Here is a 26,598-nt window from a genome sequence, read left to right as displayed (position 1 = left end):
ACCTGATCATTGGCTCCGGGTCCAGTCGGCCAGCGGGTCGTAGTCCTCGAAGGTCAGCAGGTCGCGAATGTTCGGGACGTCCGCTTCCGCTTCGACGAGCAGCTCCTCCACGCGCTGGTCGATCCCCTCGGCCAGCGGCCGGAAGTCGACGTCGTTGATGACCGCGTCCTTAGCCACGTCGATCGCCCGGAGCTCGGGGTCACCGGTGATCGCCGCCCAGAAGTCCTCGGCACCCTCAGCCAGGAGCTGCGGGTTGGGGACGGTCCTCAGCGTCTCGGCGGACACGTCGAGGATACCCGCCTGGTCGGGGTTCTCCCGTGCTTGGTCCTCCCAGGCGATCTGGGATGCGGTGAAGGAGCCGAACTCCTCGTAGTAGGCGCGGTAGAAGTCGATGGAGGCCAGGAAGTCCATCAGCAGCAATGCCTCCTCCGGGTGCGCCGATTCCGAGGACATGCTCCAGATGGGCTGGAAGGCCGCACTCCGAGGCGAGTATGCACGGCGGCCACTGTCCGGTACCGGGATCGGAGCAAGTTTGAGGTTCATGTCCGGAGCCAGTTTGCGCGCTTCGGCCACATGCCAGGTGGCCGACGGGTACATGGCGAACCGCCCCGCGGCGAAGTCGCTGAACGCGGGGCTGGCGCCTTCGACCTCCCAGCCCGGGATGATGACGCCCTCGGACTGCAACCGCCGGAACATCTCCACCAGCTCCACCAGCGTGTCATCGGCCAGGTGCGGGCTCCCGGTCGTCAGATCGAGGTTGGGCAGCGTGCCGTACGGAGCGGACCCGTACATCATCAGGTCCAGGCGATCGGGGTGGAGCCCGAACACCTGGCCGTTGCCCTCCTCCGTGATCGCACGGGCCATCTCCTCCATCTCACTCCAGGTGGCCGGCGGGGCGTCGAAGCCGTACTCGGCGAGGATGTCGGCGTTGTACATCCACAGGGCGGTCGGACCCCAGTCACCCCACACGAGCGGCACGCTCATGAGATGGCCGTCGTAGTGCAGACCCGAGGACGCGGGCGCGAGTGAACCCTCCGCGAACCGGGAGGTGAACTCGTCGGTCACGAGGTCATCGAGTGGCGCCGTCCAGCCACGCTCAGCAAATCGCGTCAGCGCAGGCGTGCCCTGGCAGCGGAATACATCGGGTGCCTCACCCTGCTGGAACATCAGCTCCAGCGCGTTCAGTTGCTGGTCGGCCGGGTTCTCGATCACGTTCACCGTGATCCCCGGGTTGGCTTCTTCGAAGAGATCCATCTGCGCCCGGTAGAACTCCGAGGCTCCTGGCGGATCCGGAACCAGGGCGAGCGTCAGTTCGACACCAGAGCCGCCATTGCCGCTGCCGCTCGACGTGGGCTCCGGATCCGAGCCACCGATCAGGTTGCAGCCTGCCGTCGTGGCCACAACCCCCGTTCCCAGGAGAACCGAGCGCCGAGTCAGGTCACCCGCTCCATGCTTCTTGTTCATCACACAACCTCTCTGTTGTCGCGAGTCCACGTTCAGACGCTCCCAATTCGGGATGTTGTGATCATCGTACACACACTTTGGTTGGTGTATCTACTATATGGTTGAGACAACCTAGTGAGCGTTCTTCGATGCGCATACTCCCGTCAATGAGGAGACGAGATGCACTCTCAGTCCATGGCCGGCGTGATCCCGGTGCTAGCTACCCCCTTCCATCCCGATGGCAGCCTGGATCGCCGATCACTGAACCGGCTGGTCGAGTTCCAGGTCGACTCGGGGGCTGCTGGCGTGGCCACCTTCGGGATGGCCAGCGAGACCTTCACGCTGACGGCGACCGAGCGCCGGCAGATCCTCAGCGACGTCGTCGCGAGCGCTGGTGAGCTCCCGATCGTGGCCGGAGTAGGCGCGACCGGCCTGTCACAAGCCCGCGAACAGCTGCGCGACGTGGCAGACCAGGGCGCACACGTGGCCATGGTGCTGCCACCGTTCATGGTGACTCCCTCGAGCACACAGCTCCTGGACTTCTACGGCGCTCTCGCTACCGACGCCCAGGCCGCAGGTATCGAGATCATGGTTCAGGACGCACCTGGCGCCACCGGCGTCGCCATGTCGGCCGAGCTGATCGCCGACCTGGCCCAACTACCCGGCATCACCAGCGTCAAGGTCGAGGCATCACCCACCCTGCCGAAGCTGCTCGATGTTCAGCGCGCGATGCCCGCCGAACCGATCACCGTGATGGGCGGTCAGAATGCCCAGTTCTTCCTCGACGAACTCGCCTGCGGTGCCGCCGGGACGATGCCGGCATGCGAGTTCACCGACCTCCTCGTCGAGATCTACCGGGCGTGGACGCAGGGAGAACGTGCACAAGCACGGTCCCACTTCGCCCTCATCCTTCCCCTCATCGTCTGGGGGCTCCAGTCCGGGCCGGCCTGGGCCATCCACAAGGAAGTGCTCCTCGAGCGCGGGATCATCAGCGCAGCGACCGTTCGTGCGCCGGCACGCACACTGCACCCACAGATGCGTACGCTGCTGCACGAGATCCTCGCCCCGCTCCCCCTCACACCAGTCAGGAATTAACGTCCATGCGCGCAGTCGTCGTCGGATCGAGCTCGGACACCGCGCAACAGATCACCGATCAGCTCGCCGCCAACGGGGCCCAGGTCGTCGGCATCAACAAGGATCCCTACGATCGGCCGGCGCTGACGGCGTCGGTGACGGCCGACATGTCAGATCCTGAGCAAGCCGTCGACGCCTTCTCCCAAGCAGCTCGGATCCTCGGTGGGATCGACGGCGTCGTCACCGGGCTCGCCTTCCAGCGTGGAGGCAAACTCCACCAGACGAGCGCGGAACGCTGGCGTGCGGTCCGTACGGGGACGCTGGACGCCACCTTCTTCACTCTGCAGGCAGCCATCCCCCACCTACGACAGTCGAGCTCCGTCGTCGCCATCTCGTCGGTGAACGCTACGGTGGCGCACCCGGGCAACTCGGCCTATGCCACCGCCAAGGGAGGCGTGACCACGATGATGCGCCAGGCCGCGCTGGAGTACGCCCCACGCGGCATCCGGTTCAACGTGGTGGCACCGGCCTTCATCGAACGGGATGAGAACCTGCCCGACGACGTCGCGGCCGGGTACCCGATGGGCCGGATCGTCACCGCAGCAGAGGTGGCGGCCGCCACCTGCTTCCTCCTCTCGCCGGCCGCTTCGGGCATCACGGGCGTGGTTCTCCCCGTCGATGCCGGCCTGTCGATCGCCTCGCCGTCGGCGTTCCTGCGGGAGGGGATGCGCACGCGCTGGCTGGAGGACGACTGATGGCCACAGGCGACTACGGCCGCGGCAGTTCGTCTCCGGGCCTGATCGAGCTCGTCACGACCTGGGTATGCCGCCTCGTGGCGCTCAGCCTCACGTGGCTTGCCCAGGTGCTCGCCGGCGCTGTCATCGCCGGGATCGCCCCGGCCACGCTCACCCTGTACCACCAGGTGCGCCTAGGCCTGGACGATCAGGTACTGCCGGGCTACTACCGTCGGTCGTGGCACTACTGGCGCAGGCACTTCCTCGCCGCACAGAAGCACCTGCTCCTTCCCCTGGTGACCGTGGTGGTGCTCCTGTTCTATCTCCGGCTGGCCGCTGGCACTCCGGTCGCCGCTCCTGTCACTGTCGTGAGCGCGGTGTATCTGGCGTGGCTCATGATGCTGCCTGCCTGGATGATTGCCGACGGCGTCCCTCACGCCGGGCAGATGCACGTCACCACGTCCTGGGGCCGGGCATGGCAGCTCGTGGCGATCGGCGCGCTGCCGTGCCTCGTTGCGGCCGCTGTCGCCGCCGGAGCAACCGCGCTGCTGATCTGGTACTTGCCCGTGGTCGTTCCGCTCGTGGCGCCGGCGGGCATCGCCACGTTGGCCAGTATCGCGGCACAGCGCGCCATGGAACGTGCGAGGCGTCTCGGGCGGACACACTGAGGCCGCATCAGGCGCTGAGCGCTGAGAAACCCAACCCCGTCGACACGTGGTCTGCCTGCTCGATCAGCAACGCGGAGAGCTCATCTGCCCGCTCGGGCAGCCGAATGGCCGAGAGCGGGCCAGATACTGACATCGCTGCCACTACGTTCCCTCCCCTGTCGCGGATCGGCACCGCTACGCACGCGCGTCGAAGCGCGAGTTCCTCGTGCTCCACCGAGTACCCCTGCTCACGGACGCGCTCCAGTTCCTCGAGCAGAGCCGAGAGCGTGGTGATCGTGCTGGCGGTGTACTTCTCGAACGAGCTGCCGAGCGCCTGGCCGATCTCTTCAGGTGAATCGTCGAGTAGAAGGCACTTGCCGAGAGCGGTCGCGTGCAGCGGGCCACCTCGGCCGATCAACGTGGCCGATCGCGGCGCTGCCTCCCCCTCGAAGTTGCACAGGTAGAACAGCCGGTCGTCGTAACGCTGCGCGACGTTGACACCGAGACCGAGTTCGGCCGCCAGCCTTTGTGCCACCGGCCGCGCTTGATGGTGGACGACATTCTGGTTGAGAGCAACCGCTGCGAGGTTCACCACCTGCGGGCCGAGAGAGTAGAGACCGCTCCGGGTGTCGTGGCTGAGGAAGCCGAGGCTGAGCATCGCCGACACCATGCGCGAGACCGTGGACTGGCCCAGCCCGCTGCTCGCGACCAAGTCCGCGATCCGCTGTTGCGGATGCTGCGGGGTGAAGGCCGAGAGCAGTGAAAGCGCACGGTCGATGCTCTGAGCCCCTGGCATCTTGTCGCGGTCAGTCGTCTTCGCCATCACGCCCTCCTTCGTTCGCGCGTACGCAGCCACGCTAGCACTCGCTGAGTTCGAACATTCAGCATATGCATTCACCATTCGCATTTGGGCTCACGGCGACACGCGCGTCCCGAGGCGCCCGCTACCGGTCACCACGGAATCGTTCACACGCGATTGGTTGCTACATCCACATCATGATGCTTAGATAGCTGATTGTGGATCACGCATCTTGGATGCGCGGTTGACTCCGCATTCACTACGACGGCGCAACGGTCACTGACGACCGAGAGGACCACTGACATGACCAGCACCACCGACCGCTCACCCGACCACACTGGCCCGAACCGCAGGCAGATGATCGGCCTCCTCATCACGGCGGGAGCACTGCCGGCGATCGCCGACGTCGCGTTCGCGCCGTCGGCTCGAGCAGACGTGGGGGCGCTGGATCAGCTCGACCTCGATGCGCCACTGCGGGACCTCGACAAGCCCGGCCTGCACTTCGAACGTTTGGAGTCAATCGCGGGAGCGGACCACCGGATCACCTTCTACCGGGCCACATGGGACGGACCCGACGGCACCCGCCCCGGAGCCATCGTCCGCGACATCGACGTGCGCAGCGAGAGTGGTTGGATCACCGCTTCTGGTGAAAGTCAGCGGTTCGACGACCAGTGGGTGGTGGTCGCGGGCGAGCCGGAACTGCTCGCTGGCGGCAACTATTACCCAGCCGGTTCCTCGCATTGGCTCGCCATGGAGTCCTTCCAGCTCCTGGACGAGACCACGGCTGAGCTAACCGCCTGCGTCCAGGACGTCCTGGAGCTGACTGTGCGGTGGACGATTACCAGCACCGGCCCCGAGGCGCAATGGTCCCTGCACGTGCTCCAGGACGCCGCCTACGTCGTCGGCTATCAGGCGAGTCCGCTCCACGCTGAGGACGAGGTGACCGAGGTGCTGTGCGGATCGCGCCAGCATGCACGAGCGATCGGCCCGGCAACGGCACTCAAGGCCTGGGAGCTGTTCGCGCCGATGGCGCTCCTGGAGTCAGCACGCGAGAACGTGCCGGTCACCACCGGTGTGCACATCCCGGCCGACGTCCTGGAGTTCGAGCACGGCCGGTTCCTCGGCGAACATGACCAGCCGTTCGCCATGAGCCTGCGCAACGAGTCCGAGGCTGTGCAGACCATCGCCTACGCTCCGCCAGGAGGGGACCGCTCCATTCTGAACGCCGGAGACCGGATCGGATACGCGTTCGGCATCGTCGCTCAGGCAGGATCGTTGTATGACACGCAGGTTGCGGTCTCGCGCAGCGAGTATGGCTTCGACCGGTACCGCAAGAACGTCTACGACACGTCGCTGACCGACACCGTTCACAACATCATGGACCTCATCGCCATCGAGCCGGATGGGGATGATTCCGTCGACTTCGTCCCCTCAGTCTCCGGCTGGTGGAACCGCGGTAAGGGCTTCGCCAACATCGAAGGCGACCAGCAGGTGCGGACGTCGACAGCAAGCGTCGTGCTGAGCGCCAACCTGCTTGCCTCCCGGCCCGAGGAGGCGGAGGACTTCTGGAACCGTCGCGCCAGGCCACTGCTTGAGCACATCATCTCCCGGCGCGATATCGGCCACACGCCGAAGGCCGGCTACGGCTACTACTCACCCCTGTGTGGCTGGGTCGGCGATGCCAATACGATCGTGCCGCTGTGGGAGCTGCTCCGTGGCCAGTCGGCAGGCGTCCATGCGATCGCGCTGGAGACAGTGCGCCGGAAGTACCCATTCCAGGGACGTACGCCGATGAACATCCCGATCTCGGCGTACCTACTCACCCGCGACGAGGCGTGGCTGGCGCAGGCGGTCGAGGTCGGCAAGTGGTACGCGCGCCGCAACATCGAGACGCCTTACACCGAGTACGCCGGAACCCGCAGCTTCGGGTACAGCTACGTGAAGGCCTGGCTGGAGCTGTTCGTGATCTACGAGCTCACCGGCGACACCGAGCTGCTCGACGCTGCCCACCGTGAAGCCAAGCGGTTCATGGGCCTCTTCGAGATCCGCCCCGTGCCCGACACGTCGATCACCTCGCCAGTGGGCGAGGCGATCGACGACATGTACTACAAGTGGGTGGATAGCCCGGGACTGCCTGACTATCCCCGCGAGGTGCCGATCACCGAGGAGAACGTCGAAGCATGGATGGCATCGACGACCGGCCTCACCTTCGAACAGCTCAGCACCTTCCTCATCAACCCGGGCGGCGGATTCACTCTGAATCCGATCTGGGCGCCGTTCCTGCTCCGCCTGGCTGAGACCGTCGGAGACGACTTCATCCGCGACATGGCCCACAACATGGTGGTCGGCCGGTTCACCAACTACCCCGGGTATTACAACCGGCAGTTCATCACGGCCCCGATGCGCCCCGAGTACCCGATCGAAGGTCCTCCCGGAACCAGCTGCATCTACTTCCACCATGCCCCCGCGCAGCTCGGACTCGCACTGGACTACCTCCTGAGTGAGCACCAGACCCGCTCCGGCGGTCAGATCCAGTTCCCGTCCGCCTTCGAGTGCACGTTCGTGTACTTCCGGCTCCGGACGTACGGTCACAAGCCCGGCACGTTCTACGGCGACGAGAATGTGTGGCCCTATCTCCCCAAGGGAATTGTCGACGTTGACGACGCACAACTGAACTGGCTCACGGCCGTCTCCGACGAGGCGTTCTACCTCAGCCTGACGAACGAGAGCGATCGCAATCAGGGTGGGCGCGTCACCTTCGACCCAGAGCTGACTGGGATCGATCCGAACCGTCACTACGAGGTCGAAGTCACTCATGACAATGGTCGCCCGCGGCCGGGGCGGATCGTGCGCGGCAGGCTCAACGTCCGCGTCAGTGCGCACGGAATCACCGCGATCAAGGTGCCAGGAGCCGGGCGTCTCCAGCCCTGGCACCAGGAAGCTCAGACCCCCGACCGCAGCGGAGTCAGCTACCACTTCGACGACTTCGACGGCGGCGGTGGCAGTACCAGGGACCGGGTCCGCGCGATCTCACTGCCGCGTCCGGACCGCTCCGGATACGACGTCTACATCCAGAGCAGCGCCAGCGACGGCAGTGACGTGCAACTGGAGTACCGCGTGGACGACGGCGACTGGACCGCAGTCCCGGAGAAGGTCTACCCGTACGAATGGACCGTACCGGTGCACTCCCTGACGTCGAGCTTCAGCTATCGCGCCACGGTCGATGGCGACGCGCGCCCGGAGCGGCATCTGCACCTGCCTGCCACCGTCACGGGGGAACTCCCCGCAGGACAGAACGTCGGCGGCGATCTGCTGCTGCGCCCTTCCACCACACCAGGCGATCCGTTCACAGTCACCGCACGTGTGCGGAACACCACCGCGGACGTCATCGAGAACGTCGAGGTCCTCGTCTATGCCCGCACCGGCTGGGCCGTCGAGCCTATTCAGCCAGCACCCAGCGAGATCGGCCCAGGTGACGTCGTCGACGCAACATTCCACGTGAGACCGCCTGCCAACGCCACCTCCGGGGAATACGCCGTCACCGGCCGCGTGCGCTGGAACGGCGACGGCGATCAGGTGCTGACGCCTGGCTCGATCACCGTGTTCCCCCCGATCGACATGATCGCGTGCGACATCAGTGAGGCCAATCTTCTCGGGCCGGGCGCGAGCACGACCGTGCAGCTGACGTTGATGAACCGCGGCCCACTCGAGCTCACCGGCACCACGACGCTGGGACTGCCCACGGGCTGGACTGCCGAGCCGGCAGAACAGGAGTGGGCGATCGACGGCCGCACCCTGGAGGAGTTCACCTTCACCGTCACTGCCTCCGGAGCCGAACCCGGCTCGGGAGGAACCGTGACTGTTTTCCCAGGCGCGGACCTGGAGCCAGTCAACATCGCAGTCGCCGTCGGCAACCCGAACGATGTGATCATCGGCCCAGACGACCCGGGCTATCGCGAGTCGGGGAACTGGCTCACCTCCAGCCTTGACGGCCCGGACGGCACGTCCTCACGCTACAGCCCGGAGGGGTTGTACGGCGGGCAGATCACCTGGTCCCCGACGATCGCAACCCCCGGGCAGTACACCGTCTCAGTCTGGTATCCCAGCAACAGCCAAACCTCCGAGGATGTGCTGTTCGAGGTCGTGACGCCTGACGGCGTCCACGAGCATCACGTCAATCAACAGGAGGATGCCACCCAGTGGAGAAGCCTCGGTGTCTACTCCTTGGCGCCGGAGCAGCCGGCATCCGTCGTCATGACCGCCATCTCCGGGCTCTACACGCGCGCCCACTCGGCACGCTTCACGTTGGCCGGTGAGGCCGGCCCGCCCCAGGTGCACGTCACATCGGCTCCGGTCCACGACGACGCCAGCAGTTCCGCCTCCGTGACCGCGACCATCACGGCTGTGGATGCACCGCTAGCTGACGCGCCCGTCACGGTCGCGCTCCCAGACGGATGGACGGCCGAACCGGCCGAGATCAGCGTGGATGCCGAGCTCGGCCAGAGTGTCGACGTGGAGTTCACCGTCACGCCACCCGCCGGCGCCACCATCGATGCACTCTACGAGGGTGCTGTGAACGTCTCCGGAGGAACGGACCCGTTCACCGCCGAGATCGGATCTGCGGATTCGGCCAGAACGGTGTGGGACAACCACTCCGACAACTACGCCGAGGTCGGTACTTGGTACTCGAGCTCGCTTCCCGGGCACGACGGACGGCGCTCCCGTTGGGCACATGGCAGCGCTGACGACCGTACCGGCACCTGGACGGCAGCGGTCGGCGAGACAGGTCGCTATCTGGTGAGCGTCTGGTACGGCACCGATGGAAACACCACCCGCGGCGCCACCTACGAGATCACGCTGGCGGACGGGAGCACCACCCGCGTGCAGGTCGACCAGCAGTGGCGTGCGAACACGTGGCGGCCACTCGGGTTCTTCGACCTCGACCCCGCAACCGCCCTCGTCCGGCTGCGGTGCACTCAGGCCGGACACCATCGCCTGAACGGTGTCCAGCTGAGTCGGGTCGAGTCGTGAGCGGGACCGGACTGTGAGGAGGAGGCGATGACTCTCGACTCCCGTGACTACGACGTCGTCGTGATCGGTGGCGGGCCAGCCGGGTGCCCGGCCGCGATACAGGCGGCTCGGCTGGGTGCCCGCACGCTGCTCGTGGAGAAGAACGGTGCGCTCGGCGGCACCACAACGATGGCCGGAGTCTTCACGACCGCACTGTTCCACGCGTGGGGCCGGCAGGTGATCGCCGGCATCGGTTGGGAGCTGGTGACGCGGTCACTGTCCCTGGCAGGCGATGACCTGCCGGACTTCACCGATCTGGAAGCCCCGCACTGGATGCACGCGGTGCGCGTAACCCCGGCGATCCATGCGGCAGTGCTCGATGAGGCTGTGCTCGGCTCCGGGGCCGAGCTCCGGCTCCACACCATGCTCGCGGGAATTGAGGCCACCCGTACCGGCTGGCGGGTGTCGCTGTGTGGCAAGGAGGGCGTTCACGATGTCACCGCCGGGATCGTCGTCGATGCGACGGGCGACGGGAATGCCGTGGCCCACCTCGGCTTGACGCGCCGCAACACTGACGAACCACAGCCGGGCACGCTGATGGCGCGACTGAGCGGGTACGAGCTCGCCGACCTGGACGTGCCGGCGATCAATGCCGCCACCGTCGCAGCGATCGAGTCCGGGGAACTGCTCGCCACGGACTTCTCCAACGCGGAGAATCCGGCGGGGCAGTTCCTGAAGAACCGGGGCGCCAATGCGATGCACGTCGTCGGCATCGAGGCCGCTACAAGCGCTGAGCGCACCGCGGCTGAGGTGGCGGCGCGCCGTACGTTGCTCCGCATCGTGACATTCCTCCGCAGGCAGCCGGGTCTGCAGAAACTCAGGGTGGACAGCTGGTCGCCAGAGGTGGGGATCCGCGAGTCGGTCGTGATCGATGGTGAGGTGACGATCAGTGTGGAGGACTACACCTCGGGCCGCGTGTGGCCAGATGCCGTGAGCTACAGCTTCTTCCCCATCGACATCCACACCTCTGACGGCGCCACCACCCGGGTCCGGAAGCTCACCCAGGGGGTGGTGCCGACGATCCCGCTGCGTGCACTGATCCCCCGCGGGCAGGGGCGGCTCCTCGCAGCAGGCAGGATCGCCAGCGGAGACCGGCAAGCAAACTCCGCGTTCCGGGTCCAAGCCAGTTGCATGGCTATGGGCCAAGCCGCCGGGGCAGCAGCCGCGCTCGCCACCATGGCCGGCACCACCGTGCCTGAGGTACCGATCGAGAACCTGCGCGACACGCTCCGCGCCCATGGCGCGATCGTTCCTGTGAGCGCAGAGGACGTCGGATGAGCCGACGACCACCACTGGTGGAGCTAGGGGGATTCGAACCCCCGACCTTCTCATTGCGAACGAGACGCGCTACCAACTGCGCCATAGCCCCAAGGCAGTGCCCAGAATAGCACTTCCCGGGCGCCCTGCTCACATCGCGCACGGTCGTCCCGAGCCCGGGTTGGGCGCTCCCCGCTGACGTGCAGCGTGGGGCATCACATCACCCTGTTGGAACCCTTCACAGAACCAAGGACGGATCTGATGAGTCACGACGACACCCCCCGATCACCATCCCGCCGGTCCCTGGTCGCCGGCCTCGCAGCGACCGGCGGGCTCGCCGCCCTACTCGCCACTCCAGCCGAAGCGGCCGCTGATCCACTCACGCGACGACTCTTCGTCGAGGATTTCCGGACTGCGTCCGACCAGCAAGCGTGGGAGGACGCCGTGGCAGCGTGCCATGCCCTCACAGGCGGGGCGCACCTGATCGCCAGTGCACCCACCTACGACTTCACGGCACCGATCGATCTCACCGGGCTCTCGAACGTCACCATCGAAGGCCTGGGTGCGGACACGACCACCTTGCGTGCTGACCCGTCGCTGACCGGCTCCCTGACCCGGGTGTTCTTCATCGGCGGCAGCGCCTCCACCCGCAACATCACGTTCCGGAACCTGGGCTTCGACGGTGGCATGACCGGGGAACCCTCCGGTCACGCCCGGGATGGCGCTCAGCCGCGTCCGTTCCCCTCGGACGGCTACCTGCGCACCGGCATCTTCGCCCAAGGTCCGCACGCCCCCACCAGTCCTACCCTCGGTGAGGTGAACGGCATCACGGTCGAGAACTGCCGGTTCTACGGTCTCGAACACCTTCCGGTGCATGTCAACGGTGCCCGCAACGTCGCCGTCCGAGACACCTACTTCCGTCGATGCAAAGACGTCGGGTTCACGTTCTGTCACTCGGTCCAGTTTCACCACAACCGCATCGAGTGGTCAGCCGACAACGGGGTCTCACTCTCACGCGGTTGTCGCGAGGTGACGTGCTCGGGCAACACGATTGCCGGATCGTTCTTCTCCGGGATCTTCGCAGGCGGCTTCGGCGACGACATCGGACCGAGTCATCTCGCCATTGTCGGCAACACCGTCAGCAACTCCGGCATCGGCGGTATCGAGCTGACCCGTGGCACGTGCGACACCCTCGTCCAAGGCAATGTGGTCGAGGGTGTGCTGCGCGGCGTCGGTACCTGGAACAGCGATGGAAACGGCCCGTGGTACGGGGTGGGCATCATGATCTCCGGGATGCCACTCAACCACAGCTCGTCCTTCTCCTCCGGAGATCAGGGTGACTACGAGCAGCTCGCCGAACGCCACGTGATCGTGGGAAACCTCGTCCGGAACGCGGAGCGATGCGGGATCCTCTTCCACGGGACGGACCACCTCACGGTGCTGGGCAACGGCGTCCACAACCCCGGCTCCGAGTACTACATCGACGGCGTCACGCCCATCCCTGACGACGCCACCTACCGCAACGTCGGCATCGGTGCGTTCGCGCCTGCAGCAGGCAGCAGCACCAACACCACCATCATGACGAATCAGATCACGGACAGCCGTGGCGGCGTGATGACGTACGGGATCATTCCTCGCCAGCCATCCACCGGCATGATCGCCGGGAACGTGATCGAGGGTGCCGCGCAGACAACTCCCGAGGGCTTTCCAGCACCAACGCATTCGAGCGCATCTCGGCCCGCCGCGAGTGCGTTCCCGCCCGGATCGTCCATCTTCGACACCACGACGAACTCTCCGTTGTGGTCTGATGGCTCCACCTGGCGCGATGCTTCAGGCTCCCCCGCCTGAGGGGTAGGGACTCGCTCCTCGCGTCCCTACTGCCCCACAGCCCGTCGCCGCTCCAGCACGGCCTGCAGGTCCACCGACGGCGCAGGCACGGCCCGGCCGGCCCCACCTGCAGTTGAACCACCGCCGGAACCCACCTCGGCACCAGCGCTCTCCGCGGGAACGGAACCCTCCGCCGTCGGGGCCTCCGCGCCGGCCCCGGGCTGCGAGAAGTCTTCGACCACGGGCTCACGCCGGCGTGCGACCGGCTTCATCGTGTACATGGGCGCCGGCACGGGCACAGGGGTCCAGCCCTCGCCGGCGGGGATATCTACCCGACGCTCCTCGGCTTCAGGTGCATGCTCGGCCATCAGCGCACCGGGATCGAGTTCGATCCGCAGACTGGAGGGCTTGGCCTCGGGCTGCTTGGGGCGCCGGGCGGCGCGCGTCTGCTCGGCCTTCCGGGCTCGTTCGATCTCGGCAGCCCACCGGGCGTCGGCGATCTTCGCCTGGGCGGCGGCACGCCGTCCGAGGACGAGCACGCCACCGAACGCGACCGTGGGTACGATCCCGGCCACCACGTTCACTGGCGTCAGGCCGACCACGGTCCAGCCGGCGGCGGTCAGGGCGAGCAGCGCGAGGGTGAGCACGAGCCGGCGCTTCGCCGCGGCAGCACGACGGCTGGCGGCAGCGGCGCGCGCGGCGCGGGCTGCAGCCGCACGGCGCACATCCGCGGCAGCGGGCCGCGCAGCGACGGGCGAGTGCATCGGTCTGTCCTCCTCGGCCGCGGTGCGGTGCAGGAATCCGCGGCTCGTGCTCATAGGTGTCGGTGTGGGTGGAGCCTCACCGGTACGGGCCAGCACCCGCAGCCCCCCGGAGAACCTGTCGGTCACCCGCGAGTCCACGACGACCTGCCTGGAACGGATCGCGGTCGGAAGCAAGTATCCGAAGATCATCACCGCGATCGCCAGGGCGACCCATCCGGCGAACTCCACGATCTGAACGGTATGTCCAGCGCGGCCCCGATCCGCTGATCAGCCGCGGCGTGTCGGTCAGCGACCCCGCAACCGGGCCGCCAACCCCTCCCCTACCTCGTCCCGGTTGAGCGCGAAGCTGCGGTGGTCGGCCCACCGGCCCTGGATGTGCAGGTAGCCCGGCCGCAGCCCTTCTTCCCGGAACCCGAGCTTGGCGACCACTCGCAGACTGGCGGCGTTCTCGGGCCGGATGTTGATCTCCACCCGGTGCAGCCCGAGCCGGAACCAGCAGAAGTCCGCGGCCATCGCCACCGCCAGCGGGGTGATCCCGCGCCCGGCCACGTGCTCGGAGATCCAGTACCCGATGGTGGCCGCCTGCAACGAGCCCCGCACCACCCCGGCGATGGTCACCTGCCCGACGATCTCGCCCCGGTACTCCATGACGAAGGCGTAGCCGCTGCCTTCCTTCGCGGCCCGCGCCTGGTCACGCACGTATTGCCGGAACGTGGGGCGATAGGTGGCTGGCTCCGGGGAGGTGGCCTCCCAGGGCGCCAGCCACGCGGCGTTACGACGGCGCAGCGCCTCCCATGCGCGCCGGTCAGCCCGGCGTAGTGGCCGGAGTCGCAGCTCCCGGGCCACGAGTTCCAGCTCCACCTCAGCTCTCCAGCACCAGGCAGTGCAGCTGGGCCCCTGCCTCGACCGTCGTGACATCCTCTGGCACGACCGCCAGTCCGTTCGCCCGCGACATCGCGCTGACCGACAGCCGACCGGGGACTCCCACCGGGGTCGCCCGGTAGCCGGTGTCCGGGCTTCCGAGCACCGTGACCGGAACGAACTGGCGCCGCCCGGCCGGGGAGTCCCAGGCCTGCGTGACGGCGGCCGGTACCGTCGGGCGGTACCGCTCGCTGTGCCCGGCCATCGCCAACAGGGCGGGCCGCACGAAGACCTCGTATCCGACCTGAGCGGCCGCAGGGTCGCCGGGCAGGCATATCACCGGAGTCGAGGTCCCACTTGTCTGGCCACCGATCACCCCCACGCCGAACTGCCGACCCGGCGCGATGGCGACGTTGTCGAAGCGCACCTGCCCCAGCTGTGCGAGGACCTCCTTCACGGTGTCGTTCCCGCCGTAGCTCAGCCCCCCGGTGGTGATGACCACATCGGCCCGCACGAGCTGATCCTCCAGCGTCTCGGCCAGGCGGGTGCGTTCGTCCGGTACGGCCGCCACCCGGAACGTCGCACCACCGGCGTCCTGCACGGCGGTGGCCAGTGCGTGGCCGTTGGCGTCGAACACCTGCCCGGCACTGGCTCGCCGTCCCGGTTCGGTGAGCTCGTCACCCACCGAGACCAGCACCACCCGTGGGCGCGGGTGGACGGCAACCCGTGCCCGCCCCAGCGCAGCGAGCAGGGCGATCTGCCGCGCACCGATGCGCTCCCCCGCCGCGATCGCGATCTCTCCGGTGCGCAGATCTTCCCCTTGCCTGCGCACGAAGGAGCCCGGTGCGGGACCGGAGCGCACGTGCACGGCCGCACGACCGCCGTCGGTGTCCTCCAGCGGGACCACAGCGTCAGCCCCGCCCGGCAGCGGCGCCCCGGAGGCCACCTTCAACGCCGATCCCGTCACCACGCGGTGGTCGTCCACCGATCCGGCGACGATCTCGTCGAGCACCCGCAGGGTGACCTGCGATTGCGGTGTGGCCCCATCGACGTCCCGGCTGATGACGGCGTATCCGTCGATGCCGGCGAGGTCGCGCTCGGGCAGGTCGCCACCGGCAAGGATGTCCTCGGCGAGCACACATCCCACGGCGTCATGGAGCACCACGTCGAGCGGCGGGAGCGGCTGCAGGAGGTCCAGCACCGCACCGAGGTGCTCCGAGACGGTCTTCATCGCTGGGCCGTCGTCATCGCGATGCCACGTACCCGCGCAACCAGTTCAGGAAGTCCTCACCCAGATCCTGGTGGTCGGCGCCCAGCTGGACGACAGCCTTGAGGTAGTCGAGCCGGTCACCGGTGTCGTAGCGCCGTCCGCGGAAGATCACTCCGTGCACACCGCCACCGGGTCCGGGCCGGCCGGCGAGCTCGGCGAGGGCGTCGGTGAGCTGGATCTCCCCGCCGCGGCCGGGTTCAGTGGTGCGCAGCACATCGAAGACCTCGGGGTGGAGGACGTAGCGTCCGATCATCGCCAGGTTGGAGGGGGCGTCGGCAGCGTCGGGCTTCTCGACCATGTGCTGTACACGCACGATGTCCTCGCTCTGGGAGGCGAGGTCGCCTGTGAGGGCACCGGCCGGAACAGGCTCGACGGCGGCGCACCCGTACAGATGGATCTGGCTCGGCTCGACCTCCATCAGCGCAATCACCGACCCGCCGAGGGCTTCCTGGACGGCGATCATCGTCGGCAGGATCGGGTCGCGGGCGTCGATGAGGTCATCCCCGAGCTGGACGGCGAAGGGTTCGTCGCCGACATGCGCGGCGGCGGTGAGCACGGCGTGGCCGAGCCCGAGCGGGGCGCCCTGGCGCACGAGATGCACCTGTGCCAGCTCGGAGGAGGCCCGCACGGCCTCCAGGCGTGCCTGGTCCCCCTTGGCTTCGAGCACCCGTTCCAGCTCGGGCGCCGAATCGAAGTGGTCACCGACCGAGGACTGCCCGCGACCGGTCACGAGCACCACATCGGTGAGTCCGGCGGCCGCGGCTTCCTCCACCACGTACTGGATCGAGGGCGTATCGACCACCGGCAGCATGACCTTCGGGATCGCCTTCGTCGCCGGCACGAACCGGGTGCCGAGGCCTGCCACGGGAACCACTGCCTTTGTCACTGCGCTCATGAGGCCCACGGTATCGGTCCGTCTGGCGAGATGTGTCAGCCTCATGCTCACCGGTCCCTGGCGAACGGGGTCCGAGGGTGCGAAGGTAGAGGCATGTGGACCCTCTCACCCAGCCTCCCCGACGCGGCCGGACTGGAGCTCGAGGACGCGAAACAACTCGTCCGGGAGGAGGTACGCCGTCACCGTCGTGACCGCCCCGAGCGCGAGCGCCGGGAAGCTGCGGACGCCATCGCCGTCCACGCCCACGCCCTGCTGGACGGCGTCACGACCGTGGCCGCCTACGCTGCCCGGCCCGCGGAGCCCGACACGGGGCCGTTGCTGGAGGTACTGGGAGAGGCCGGTGTGGAGATCCTGCTGCCGGTCCTCGGCCCGGGACTGACCCGGGACTGGGCCGCCTACCGGGTTGGGGACCCGCTCGCCGAGCGCGCCCCCGGCCGTCCGCCGGAGCCGGACGGTCCCGGACTCGGTGAGGCGGCGGTCGCGCGGGCGGATCTCATTTTCGCCCCCGCTCTCGGGGTCGACGACCGTGGAGTCCGGCTCGGGCAGGGTGGCGGCTGGTACGACCGCGTACTCACCCACGCACGCCCTGGTACACCGGTGATCGCGGTGGTCTTCGACGATGAACGGTGCTCTGACCCGTTGCCCTCAGCTCCGCACGATCGGCCCGTGGACGGCGTCCTGACACCCTCGGGTGTGGAGTGGCTGCGGCGCTGAGGTACTCAGCAGCACCGACGCTCAGCCGCATCACGCCGGGTACAGTCGCGCGTCAGGGTCGCAGCGTGAGCCGCTGCTGTTCTGCCGCTTCGACCGCGCTCCTGCTGAAGGGCCAGGGATACGTCTCCCCAGCTGCCCAGGCCTCGTACTGGTCGCCGTAGTGACCTGACGCCCGATGCCCGGAGCTGCCGGTGAGGTTCACCCACGTCGAGGCGTCCAGATCCGCCATGTCGACCACCATCCGCATCGAAGGAACCGCGGTCACAGCAAAGTCCGGGTAGCCCTCGGTCCAGGCGTCGGCGCGCCAGCCGTTGGCATTGACGATCGATGGCCCGCCACCGAGTTCGGCAGTAGGCAAGTTCATGTAGTCGGCCACGATCGCGGGTGCGGCATCGCCTCCGAGCACCTCGTGGGTGGGGGTCAAGGTGTGGACCCCGCCCCAGCGCCAGTCCTGGGGGTCCTTGCCCAGGGAGACGGTCAGCTGGACCCGGGCATCGATGAGCGCCTCGCCCAGGACCTCGTCGCGCTGCTCCACCACGTTCAGCGTCGCTCGGTCGTCCCACCACGGGCTGTCCTCATCCGCGAGGAGACCGCGGACCGCTTCGATCCACCGGCTGCCACCACTGGGACGGTGGTCAGCAGGGAGCTGGTCCCAGAACGTCAGCCGCAGGAGGTTAGCCCAGACGGAAGCGAAGTACGCGGCGGCGGCGGAGTCGGTGTCGTTGACGTAGTCCCAGTCCTCGAAGAGGTCCAGCGCCTCGTTCACGAAGTCCGCATCGAGCTCGGAATCGGCGAAGTCCTCGTCAGCGAATTCGATGTCGCGCAGCACCGGCACCAGCATCTCGGCCGCAGGGTCGGTCTCATCGGCCTGGATGAGCGCCATCTCCTCGGCGCCCACGGGACCGGTCTCCACCATCTCGGAGATCCGGTCGTAGATCTGCTGCGCCCGGTAACCGTACGCGAAATCGCTTCCGAAGTCGGGATACCGCTCGGGAGCGAGCACCGGCTGGTTGGCGGCCACGATCACGCCCGAGTCCGGATTGATCACGGAGGGCAGATCGGCGGGATCCAGGTACCCCTGCCAGTCATAACGCGGATCCCAGCCCGGTCGCGGCCACGACCCGTCGGCGGGCACCACGCCGTCTTGCACCTCCTCGCGCACGGGGATGCGACCCGGCGCCTGATAGCCGATGTCACCGGCGGTCGTGGCGAACACGATGTTCTGCGTCGGCACCTCGAACAGGGCGGCCGCGGCGGCGATGTCATCGGCACCAGCGGAGGTGTTGATCGCGAACACCGCGTCCATGGTGCGGCCCGGTTCCAGCGCCGTCCAGGAGAGCGCCACCGCGAAACCGCCGCTGCCTGGCGGTGGTGAGATCTCCGGGAGCGGCATCTGGCCGGCTTCCCGGGTCGAGGTGAGCACGTCGGAGACGATCGGACCGTGCTCGGTGGATCGGATCGTCAGCTCGATCGGCTCACCCCCGTTGACCTCGATGGTCTCGACCCGTTCGGTGAGGCGCTGACGCCCACCGTCGTACAGGTAGGTGCCGTCCGGGTAGGTGCGCTCCAGGAAGAAGTCGCTGCTATCGGCGGTCAGGTTCGTCAGCCCCCAGGAGAGATCCGCGTTGTGACCGATGATCACCCCGGGCATCCCGGCGAAGGTGAATCCGCTGACGTCGAAGGGGCACTCCGGGCCAGTGCTGCGGCAGTGCAGCCCAGCCTGGTACCAGATGCCAGGGACGGACGGACTCAGATGCGGGTCGTTGGCCAGCAGCGGCAGCCCGGACTCGGTGTGTTCGCCGGAGACCACCCAGGAGTTGGAGCCGATACCGTCGCCGCTGCCGAGCGGGTGCGGAACGGCAGCGAGCGCCGAGAGCGTGGACTCCAACGCTGCAGTGGCGTCGGTGGTGAGCACCTCGGTGCTGGTGGCTCCTCCGGGCGCCGAGGCATCGGCGTCGGTACCGGTACTCGCTGTGGAATCGGCGTCCGCGGCGAGTTGAGCATTCGCCTCGATCTCGGCGGCGGTCGGCAGGATGGGCAGGTTCCGTTCGGCTGGATACTCCGGGAAGAGCTGGGCAACCATGTCCACGTCACCGGTCTGCCCGTACGCGGCGGCCCGTTCGAGTTCCTCACCGTAGTTGCCCACGAGATCCCAGGCCATGGCCTTGAGCCAGGCGAGGGAGTCCACCGGGTGCCATGGTGCGATGTCCTCAACCTCGACCTGGAGACCGAGCACGGTGTACTCGAGGGCGAGGCTGCTGGGCGAGCGCTCGGCGAGGTAGGCGTTCACCCCGTCGGCGTAGGCGGTCAGGTAGGTGCGGGTCTCGGGTTCGAGCAGGTCCCATTCCTGCTCGGCCACCCGCCGCCATCCCATCGTGCGGATGACCTGATCGGCGGTAATGGCGCTCTCGGCCGGTCCCACGAGCTCGGCCAGGCGCCCTGCCGTCAGGTGGCGCCGGTAGTCCATCTCGAAAAACCGGTCCTGAGCGTGGACGTAGCCCTGGGCCATGAACAGGTCGGTCGCGGTGTCGGCGTACAGGTGCGGGATGCCACGTTCATCCCGAATCACCTCGACGGCGCCACCGAGCCCGGGCAAGGAGGCGGTGCCCCCGTGGTCGGGCAGCGGGCGGCGCACGAAAGTGAAGGTGGCCACCGTGGCGACGACCAGTGCGATCACGAGCACGACTGCCAGGCCGAGCCCTGCTCGGCGGAGCACTGTTGTCCCAGACACCCTCCCGAGGGTAGCCGCCGGAACCTCGATCCGCGCCGAGGCACGGGGGCGGAGGGCGAGCCGCTAGCACGCTGGTGGGCGGCGGTCGAGGGCGGGTGAGGGTTCGGCGTAGACTATGGCGTCGGCCATCTTGGGCCGGCCCCGCTCGAGTCCCGGAGGACCAGGTGCCCACCTACGCCTACGCGTGCTCGTCCTGCTCGCACGCTTTCGACATCTACCAGTCGTTCAGTGATGACGCGCTGACCGTGTGCCCGTCGTGCAATGAGCCGACCCTGCGTAAGCAGTTCTCGGCTGTCGGCGTGGTGTTCAAGGGGTCGGGCTTCTACCGCAACGACTCCCGGTCCGGCAGTGAGAGGTCGGGGAGCACGAAGTCCAGCTCGTCTAGCTCCGGTTCGTCAGGATCCTCGGAATCCGGCTCGTCGGGCTCAAGCTCGTCGGGCTCAAGCTCGTCGGGCTCAAGTTCCGAGAAGTCCTCGAGCTCATCCACTCCGGCGAAGGCCGCCTCCACCTCGTCCTGAGGCGAGCGGGCGCCCGCTCGCCGATGCCGGCCCGCTGCGGCCCCGTCCACAGCCCGGGGCCTTCGGCCGTCACCGCCTGCTCCGGCGTCCTAGCGTCGGACCATGACGACGTCCCCTCGCCTTATCGGAGCGCTGTGGCGCTTCCGCTTCGTGCTGGCTGCCCTCTGCCTGACCGCAGCCGGTCTACTCGTGATGTCGGAGTTCCGGCCCGCGCAGCCGACGGGCACGGTGACGGTCGCCGCCCGGGATCTTCCGGCCGGGACCGTGCTCTCCGCGGCCGACCTGCGATCCGAGCCCGCACTCGATCCGCCGTCGGCCGCGCTGCCGGCCGAGGCGCTCATCGGTGCCACACTGGTCGCAGGGCTACCGGAGGGCATGCCCGTGGCCGAGACCCTGCTGGTCTCCCCCGGCCTGGTGGATGCCGCCCCCGCAGGAACAGTGGTGGTGCCGGTGACCCTGGCCGATCCACAGCTGATGGCACTGGTGCGGGTCGGTGACAGGCTCCGGCTCTACCAGTCAGCCTCCTGGCAGGAGTCGACCCAACTCCCGGATGGCACGGGCAGCGATCACGGAACCGAGCTCGTCGCGGACGACGCTCTTGTCCTGGCTCGTCTGGACGAGACCGGCGACGCGAATGGACTGCTGGACATGACGGCTTCGGAGTCCTCTGGTGTCGTTGTAGTGGCCATCGATCCTGAGGCCGCTACTGTGCTGTCCGGTGCCAGCGCTCTCGCTCCGGTGCGAGCGGTCGTGGTACCGGGGGATCAGCCATAGCAACGCCGAACAGATTGGTAGCTCGCCATGCTGCAGGGATTCAAGGACTTCATCTCACGCGGGAGCGTCGTCGACCTCGCCGTCGGCGTGGTCATCGGTGCCGCTTTCGGTGCCGTGGTCACGGCGCTCGTCGAGAACGTGCTCAACCCGCTCATTGGTGGGATCTTCGGTCAGCCGAACCTCGACCGCATCTGGGTCATCACCATGCGCACGGCGGAGCAGACCGGCACTGAACCGACCGAGATCCTGATCGGTGCCGTCCTGACGGCACTGATCAACTTCCTCCTGGTCGCCGCCGCCATCTACTTCGTCGTGGTGGTGCCGATGAACAAGCTCGCCGAGCGGCGCGCCCGCGGCGAGGAACCGGAACCGGTCGCCCCCGCCGAGGACGTCGCGCTCCTCACCGAGATCCGGGACCTGCTGGCGACGAAGACCTCCTGAGCACACCTGGTGAAGGGGGCTTGTGAACGGGGCCATAGGCAGGCCTCGTGAACCGGGCATCCTGGCCCGGCGCCCACAGCAACAGGCGGTCAGGACCAGTGCGGCGGGACGTCGCGAAGGAAGCGCTCGTCGTCCGAGCGATCCGGTGTCCCGCCGTCGTGTCCGTCTTCGCCGCGCTGGGCGCGGTCCTCACCGGACTCAACGAGCCGCCGGTCCACCAGCGGTTCGGGGCCGGTGCCGGGGTGAACTGCGCGGCGATGGCGCCGCCGTGGCCGCTCGCTCGTAGTGTCGTCCCCGTTCGGGCACTCACGCTCGGGCACGGTCAGTCCTTGCCCTCGCGGTGCCGAACCGACTCGTCGCCGGTCTTCGAGTCCTGAGCCGGCTCACCCACGGCATCCTGCTCGCCACCGGCTGACTCCTCCCGGGCGAGCCCGGATCGGCGCACCGCCGCCGAGAGCACGGCATCGACGTGGGTGCCGCGCTTGGCGATCCCCAGCTCGCTGCGCAGCTCCTCCCGCAACTCCTCAACCGTCCGCGGTGTCCCGTCGGAGGAGATCCACGTCACCAAGGAGTCGAGCTCGTCGTCGCCATAGCGGCTCAACGGTTGCCCTGCGGGAACGTCGGGGCGTTCACCACGTTCGTCTGCGCTGTCGTCCGCGTGCTCGGATCCTCCGGAGGCAATACCTGCCTGCACGTGCGCATGCACCTCTGACGCTCCGGCCTGGCCGACCATCGCCACACCCCTGGCCGAGGTGGTCACCGCGGACGTGGTCGCCACCGAGGGTGCTGCTGCCGAGGTGGTTGCCAGCGGGGAACTGCCCTCGTCGCTGGACTCGTCCCAGCGGAGCGGAGGCGCGGGCCGTTCCTCGGGCGGGATCCCGGTGCGTTCGGAGACGATCAGCTCGAGCTCGTCGGCGATCTTATCGGCCTCACCTTGCGGATCCATGAAGACGGCGGAAGAGTACACGGTGCACACCTTCCACCCGCGATCGACGAGGCGTTCCACCCAGTGCCGGTCACGGCGACGCAGACTGGGCTCAGCCATGTAGTCCTCATCGTCGGTGAGCACGGCCAGCAGCAGCTCCTCGGGCAGCGCTGGGTGCCCGACCGCCAGCGGGATGCGGATCCCGCCGGGGATGCCGTAGCGCGGCACTACCGTGAGCCCGCGCCGCCACAACCGCTCGGCCAGGTCGAGCAGCAGCCGGTCCACCCCGAGCTCAGGGTCCTCCTGCGGGCGCTTCATCTGCCCGGCTGAGGCCATCTGCAGCAGGTCCCGGAGCATCTGCGAGCCAGGGGCACGCACCCGCTCCGGATCGAGGTCCTCCGGAGCCAGGCAGCTGACCACTGTCAACCGGCTACGGACGGCGTCCAGGGCATCCACGAGGAAAGCGACGCCGTCGGGACCGGAGATGGCACCGAACCGGTGCAGTACCCGGCCGTGCGGGGTCTTGCCGAACCCGAGCGTAAGCACGATGGCGTCACGTCGCATCCCTGCCGCGGACTCCACGTCCACCACGGTGAACGCCTCCGGGCGGGACTGGTCGAAGAACGCCGACATGCTGGCGCTGCCCGCGGCGACCGAGAGCACCGACTCACGCACCCGGTCCGCGTGACGGGTGTTGAGTGCGACGACCGCCAGGGACTCTTCCGGCCGGCTCAGTGCATGGTCGATCACCAGGTCGACCACCCGGTCCACCTCAGCCTGCACACTCTCGACCACATCGGCACCCGGCACCGGCATCCCGGTGCCGTCCACGAGTTCGAGACGCACGCCACTGTGACCGGGAGGGGTCGGAAGTGGACGGACGGCCTCGTCGTAGCCGTGAGCGGACAGGAACGCTGCGACGTCGGGGTCCTGCCGGCCGCGGCCGGGGTGCAGGGCCAAGGTCGGCAGCCACGACAGCTGCGGGATCACGCCACCGGCACCACCGCGGCGCGAGTCACCGACCACGACAACCTGCTGAGATCGCGCGATCGCCGAGATCACCTGCTCGGTGGGCACGTGCTGCACGGCATCGAGGACCACCAGGTCGACGGTGCGCTCCGGCGGCAGCACCTGCGGCACCACCATCGGCGGAACCACCCACACCGGCCGCGGCGCCCAGGCGACCTCGCCGTAGGTCTCCAGCAGGTCTTTCAGGTCGGTGGCTCCGCCCCGCACAGCGCGGTAGAACTCTTGTGCCCGTGTCCGGTCGTGAGCGATGGCGGAGCGGACCCGCTCACGCACCTTCGCGAGCGCAGGCGCCGTCAGGGAGACGGTCTGCTGCCGGTCGGCCTCCCGCAGGGTGAGGGCGGCCTCCTCCAGCACGGACGTCTCCAGTCCTGCCAATGCCGGGTCCTCGGCGAGAATCTCCTCGAGCACGCTCGACCACCAGGCGAGGTCGAACTCCGCACCCACGAGCGAGGTGGGCACCCGGCGCTGGGTGAGGTCGGCGAGCAGATCGTCCAGGCCCAGGTCGCTCAGGTGCGCCAAGACGGCGGCACGTTCGGGAAGCTGCCGCAGCGCGACGTCGTCAGCGCCCAGACGAGCGACCCTGGTGGCCAGTTCCTCCAGCGGCACCTCGGTGAGGGTGCGTCCGCCGAGCGTGGCGCCCAGGACCGGATCGAGGTCGTTCACGAGGCCGGCAATCTTCGCCTCGGTCCGGGTGATCTCGGGCATGCCCTCAGGCAGCCGGGGCCATCCGCCACCTGCACAGTGCCGGCGCCACAGATCGCGCCGCTCCTGGACGTCGATGAGTTCGGCGTGGAGGTCGCCGACGGACCCGCCGGGGCGTAGCAGGTCGCGCGCCTGCTTCTTCAGGCGGCGCCGCACACCCCAGCCCATGGCGATATCGTGCTGCGCCCGCCAGGAACGTGTTCCGGTCGCGGCAACCATGTCCGAGGCCGACCGTTCGAACACCTGCGGGGTGAAGACGTCCAGGGAGGAACGGATACCGTCCAGCAGCAGCAACTGTTCGGACCACTGCTCCAGGGTGGTCGCCTCGTCGAGCCCGGTCTGAGCAGCAGTCCGGGCGATCTGGGCGCGGAGGTCGGGCAACAACTCACCCAACTCGCGCACACGCTCGAGGGTGGCGGTGGCGTGCTCCGCGGATGACAGTCGCGCACCGAACCAGGCGGTGTCGGCCGCACGCAGGCGGAACGCGCCGAGTGCAGCAGCCCGGGCCAGCTCTTCGCGGGCGTGCTGGCGATCCTGCTCGGACATGGACCGTACCGCCCGCGTGGCCACCCGCACCTGAGTGCGCGGGCCGGGACGCTGGGAGGTGAGCTCGGCGAGCGCCTGCAGCGCATCGTAGGCGGAGGCATCCCACGGCGCCCGAGCCGCGTGCAGCGCGGTCAAGTGGTCGCTGAGATCCCGTCGCGCCTGGCGCAGCCGGGCACGCTCGGCAGCACGGGTCTCGGTATCGATCTCCGGCTCGGGCGGGTTCAGCCCGTCGATCAGGCGTGCCGCCGCGGTGCTCGGCCAGCGTGGGTCGTTGCTCAGATCCAGCGCCAGGTCGCTCACCCCGGCGCCACGCATCGCGTCCAGGAGCGCCTGGCCCGCGCGCCGGGTCCCGGGCACGTAGAGCACGCGACGCCCGTCGGCGGCAGCCTGTGCGACGACGGCGGCCATCGTGGCGGCACTGTCGGTCCCCGGCGGAGCGTCGACGAGCAGGTGACCGCCCGCAGCGACAGCGTCGAGCACGTCCTGCTGGCCGGGATCGAGATCGCCTACCCCGGCTTCGTCGTCCGGATCACGATCCTGGGGATCGGGCTCGGGCACATCGGTCGCCACAGCCGCCCGCGCACCCTCCACGCCGGCGAGCGCCGCGACCACGTCGTGGGTGGCCAGCTCACGCTGCTGGGTGTCCAGATCGTCGGCCAGCGCCTGCCCAGGGTGTACGAAGGCTCCGACCACGATGCGGGGCTCGAGACGGAACCCTGGCAGCGCGGCGCCCAGCTCGGCGATCCGCTCCAGCGCTGGGCGTGGGGAGAATCCATGCGCAGTCGTGGTCGATCCCGCAACTTCGGAGGCATCCACATCAATACCGGCGGCCCGCAGGTCCCGCACGAGGAGGCTGTTCACTTCCACCGCCGGGTCGATCTCCAGGTCGATCTCGGCATCGGATCCGTGCACCCGCACCCGGACCGGACGCAGCAACACCGGCGCGTGCACCGTCCGCGGGACGATGTCCTCCGGCTCGGCGGTCAGCGCCGGGACCGCGGGCACCGAACCAGGATCGAGCAGATCGACGTCGTCACCCGTGCGATGGTGCGCCAGGTCGTCCGCGTCCAACGGGCGTGCATCCGCACCGGCAGGCTCCCCTGCAGTGGTCGACTCCCATGTCGCCACGCCCATGGCCACATAGGTGGGGGCGACCCCGAACCGTTGCGCGAGTTCCTCGGTACGGGCCACCACGACCCGCGCGCGGCGGCGCGCTTGGGTGAGAGCCGATCCTTCTCGCACCAGATTGCTCAGCGGGGTGCTGCGACCGGCGTACAGCTGGGCGATACCGGAGGGGTGGGCGGCGGTGAGCTCCACCATCGCCTCCCCCAGAGCATTGACATCCCACAGCGCGCTGCCTCCGACGAGGTCGGTGAGCCTGCCACGCCAGGTGGCCACGGCTGCGGCGACCTCCCGCTCGCGCGGGGTGTCGTGCGGTTCTGAGGCGTCCAGCCGGCCCGTGTCTGGGGTCGGCTCATCGGTGGCACGGGTGCCACCGGGTCGGGGCAGGCGGACGGACCTCACGCACCCACGCTAACGAGAATGCGTGCGTTCTCCGCGCTGACCCGCCGCTGAAC

The 26,598-nt window shown here is 68.4% G+C and carries 19 protein-coding genes, 1 tRNA gene and 1 pseudogene; 10 read left to right on the top strand and 11 right to left on the bottom strand.

Annotated features, from left to right (window positions below):
• Positions 1 to 6 precede the first annotated feature (6 nt).
• Positions 7 to 1,464 carry an ABC transporter substrate-binding protein gene (locus IM660_RS04445; RefSeq protein ID WP_193498203.1) on the bottom strand — a complete coding sequence of 486 codons (1,458 nt, stop codon included), beginning with the start codon at positions 1,462 to 1,464 and terminating at the stop codon, positions 7 to 9.
• Positions 1,465 to 1,623: 159 nt separating this feature from the next.
• Between IM660_RS04445 and IM660_RS04440 the strand changes: the two genes are divergently transcribed.
• The 3 genes from IM660_RS04440 to IM660_RS04430 are packed head-to-tail and all read left to right on the top strand — an operon-like array spanning position 1,624 to position 3,919.
• The gene (locus IM660_RS04440) at positions 1,624 to 2,538 is read left to right on the top strand and encodes a dihydrodipicolinate synthase family protein (RefSeq protein WP_193498202.1); all 915 of its coding nucleotides are present in this window, start codon (positions 1,624 to 1,626) and stop codon (positions 2,536 to 2,538) included.
• Positions 2,539 to 2,543: 5 nt separating this feature from the next.
• Complete coding sequence (locus IM660_RS04435; RefSeq protein ID WP_193498201.1) at positions 2,544 to 3,272, top strand: SDR family NAD(P)-dependent oxidoreductase; 729 nt, start codon at positions 2,544 to 2,546, stop codon at positions 3,270 to 3,272.
• The gene (locus tag IM660_RS04430) at positions 3,272 to 3,919 is read left to right on the top strand and encodes a DUF624 domain-containing protein (protein ID WP_193498200.1); all 648 of its coding nucleotides are present in this window, start codon (positions 3,272 to 3,274) and stop codon (positions 3,917 to 3,919) included. Before IM660_RS04435 ends, IM660_RS04430 begins: the two co-directional genes overlap by 1 nt.
• A gap of 7 nt (positions 3,920 to 3,926) precedes the next feature.
• Here IM660_RS04430 and IM660_RS04425 read toward each other — a convergent pair whose 3' ends face one another.
• Positions 3,927 to 4,721, bottom strand: coding sequence for an IclR family transcriptional regulator (locus IM660_RS04425; protein WP_159621302.1), 795 nt, complete (start codon positions 4,719 to 4,721; stop codon positions 3,927 to 3,929).
• A 279-nt stretch (positions 4,722 to 5,000) separates the two neighbouring features.
• On the opposite strand from IM660_RS04425, the gene IM660_RS04420 reads away from it, so the two are divergent.
• Both IM660_RS04420 and IM660_RS04415 read left to right on the top strand, forming a co-directional pair.
• Complete coding sequence (locus IM660_RS04420) at positions 5,001 to 9,728, top strand: golvesin C-terminal-like domain-containing protein (RefSeq protein WP_193498199.1); 4,728 nt, start codon at positions 5,001 to 5,003, stop codon at positions 9,726 to 9,728.
• 27 nt (positions 9,729 to 9,755) lie between these two features.
• Positions 9,756 to 11,045: an FAD-dependent oxidoreductase gene (locus IM660_RS04415; protein WP_193498198.1), complete on the top strand. Its 1,290-nt coding sequence runs from the start codon at positions 9,756 to 9,758 to the stop codon at positions 11,043 to 11,045.
• Between the two features lie 15 nt (positions 11,046 to 11,060).
• Here the strand turns inward: IM660_RS04415 and IM660_RS04410 are convergent.
• Positions 11,061 to 11,136, bottom strand: a tRNA-Ala gene (locus tag IM660_RS04410).
• 149 nt (positions 11,137 to 11,285) lie between these two features.
• Between IM660_RS04410 and IM660_RS04405 the strand changes: the two genes are divergently transcribed.
• A complete protein-coding gene (locus IM660_RS04405; RefSeq protein WP_193498197.1) occupies positions 11,286 to 12,872 on the top strand; it encodes a right-handed parallel beta-helix repeat-containing protein in 1,587 nt (528 codons plus the stop codon).
• A 26-nt stretch (positions 12,873 to 12,898) separates the two neighbouring features.
• On the opposite strand, the gene IM660_RS04400 is transcribed toward IM660_RS04405, so the two are convergent.
• From IM660_RS04400 to IM660_RS04385, 4 genes are read right to left on the bottom strand one after another with little or no spacing between them, the layout of a single operon-like run.
• Complete coding sequence (locus tag IM660_RS04400) at positions 12,899 to 13,843, bottom strand: hypothetical protein (RefSeq protein ID WP_193498196.1); 945 nt, start codon at positions 13,841 to 13,843, stop codon at positions 12,899 to 12,901.
• A 57-nt stretch (positions 13,844 to 13,900) separates the two neighbouring features.
• Positions 13,901 to 14,476: a GNAT family N-acetyltransferase gene (locus tag IM660_RS04395; RefSeq protein ID WP_246465138.1), complete on the bottom strand. Its 576-nt coding sequence runs from the start codon at positions 14,474 to 14,476 to the stop codon at positions 13,901 to 13,903.
• A gap of 1 nt (position 14,477) precedes the next feature.
• Entirely contained in the window at positions 14,478 to 15,707 is a 1,230-nt protein-coding gene (locus IM660_RS04390; RefSeq protein ID WP_193498194.1) for a molybdopterin molybdotransferase MoeA, read from the bottom strand.
• Positions 15,708 to 15,720: 13 nt separating this feature from the next.
• Positions 15,721 to 16,641 carry a UTP--glucose-1-phosphate uridylyltransferase gene (locus tag IM660_RS04385; RefSeq protein WP_193498193.1) on the bottom strand — a complete coding sequence of 307 codons (921 nt, stop codon included), beginning with the start codon at positions 16,639 to 16,641 and terminating at the stop codon, positions 15,721 to 15,723.
• A 93-nt stretch (positions 16,642 to 16,734) separates the two neighbouring features.
• Here IM660_RS04385 and IM660_RS04380 point away from each other — a divergent pair, with 93 nt between their 5' ends.
• On the top strand, positions 16,735 to 17,355 hold the full coding sequence (locus IM660_RS04380) for a 5-formyltetrahydrofolate cyclo-ligase (protein ID WP_193498192.1): 621 nt from the start codon (positions 16,735 to 16,737) through the stop codon (positions 17,353 to 17,355).
• Positions 17,356 to 17,407: 52 nt separating this feature from the next.
• On the opposite strand, the gene IM660_RS04375 is transcribed toward IM660_RS04380, so the two are convergent.
• Complete coding sequence (locus IM660_RS04375) at positions 17,408 to 20,086, bottom strand: penicillin acylase family protein (RefSeq protein ID WP_193498191.1); 2,679 nt, start codon at positions 20,084 to 20,086, stop codon at positions 17,408 to 17,410.
• A 74-nt stretch (positions 20,087 to 20,160) separates the two neighbouring features.
• Here IM660_RS04375 and IM660_RS19990 point away from each other — a divergent pair.
• Positions 20,161 to 20,394: pseudogene (locus tag IM660_RS19990) on the top strand (FmdB family zinc ribbon protein); the annotation flags it as partial.
• Positions 20,395 to 20,408: 14 nt separating this feature from the next.
• Here the strand turns inward: IM660_RS19990 and IM660_RS19985 are convergent.
• Positions 20,409 to 20,654 carry a hypothetical protein gene (locus tag IM660_RS19985; RefSeq protein ID WP_343072108.1) on the bottom strand — a complete coding sequence of 82 codons (246 nt, stop codon included), beginning with the start codon at positions 20,652 to 20,654 and terminating at the stop codon, positions 20,409 to 20,411.
• A 52-nt stretch (positions 20,655 to 20,706) separates the two neighbouring features.
• Here IM660_RS19985 and IM660_RS04365 point away from each other — a divergent pair, with 52 nt between their 5' ends.
• Both IM660_RS04365 and mscL read left to right on the top strand, forming a co-directional pair.
• Positions 20,707 to 21,378, top strand: a complete 672-nt coding sequence (locus tag IM660_RS04365) for an SAF domain-containing protein (RefSeq protein ID WP_193498189.1) — start codon at positions 20,707 to 20,709, stop codon at positions 21,376 to 21,378.
• 27 nt (positions 21,379 to 21,405) lie between these two features.
• Entirely contained in the window at positions 21,406 to 21,819 is a 414-nt protein-coding gene (gene mscL / locus IM660_RS04360) for a large conductance mechanosensitive channel protein MscL (protein ID WP_193498188.1), read from the top strand.
• An 89-nt stretch (positions 21,820 to 21,908) separates the two neighbouring features.
• Here the strand turns inward: mscL and IM660_RS04355 are convergent, their stop codons facing one another.
• A complete protein-coding gene (locus IM660_RS04355; protein WP_193498187.1) occupies positions 21,909 to 22,139 on the bottom strand; it encodes a hypothetical protein in 231 nt (76 codons plus the stop codon).
• A gap of 2 nt (positions 22,140 to 22,141) precedes the next feature.
• The gene (locus IM660_RS04350) at positions 22,142 to 26,545 is read right to left on the bottom strand and encodes a hypothetical protein (protein ID WP_193498186.1); all 4,404 of its coding nucleotides are present in this window, start codon (positions 26,543 to 26,545) and stop codon (positions 22,142 to 22,144) included.
• Between the last annotated feature and the right edge of the window lie 53 nt (positions 26,546 to 26,598).

Origin of the sequence: Ruania alkalisoli (assembly GCF_014960965.1) — a bacterium.
Taxonomy (GTDB): Bacteria; Actinomycetota; Actinomycetes; order Actinomycetales; family Beutenbergiaceae; genus Ruania; species Ruania alkalisoli.
This window is presented reverse-complemented; position numbering and strand designations above follow the sequence as displayed.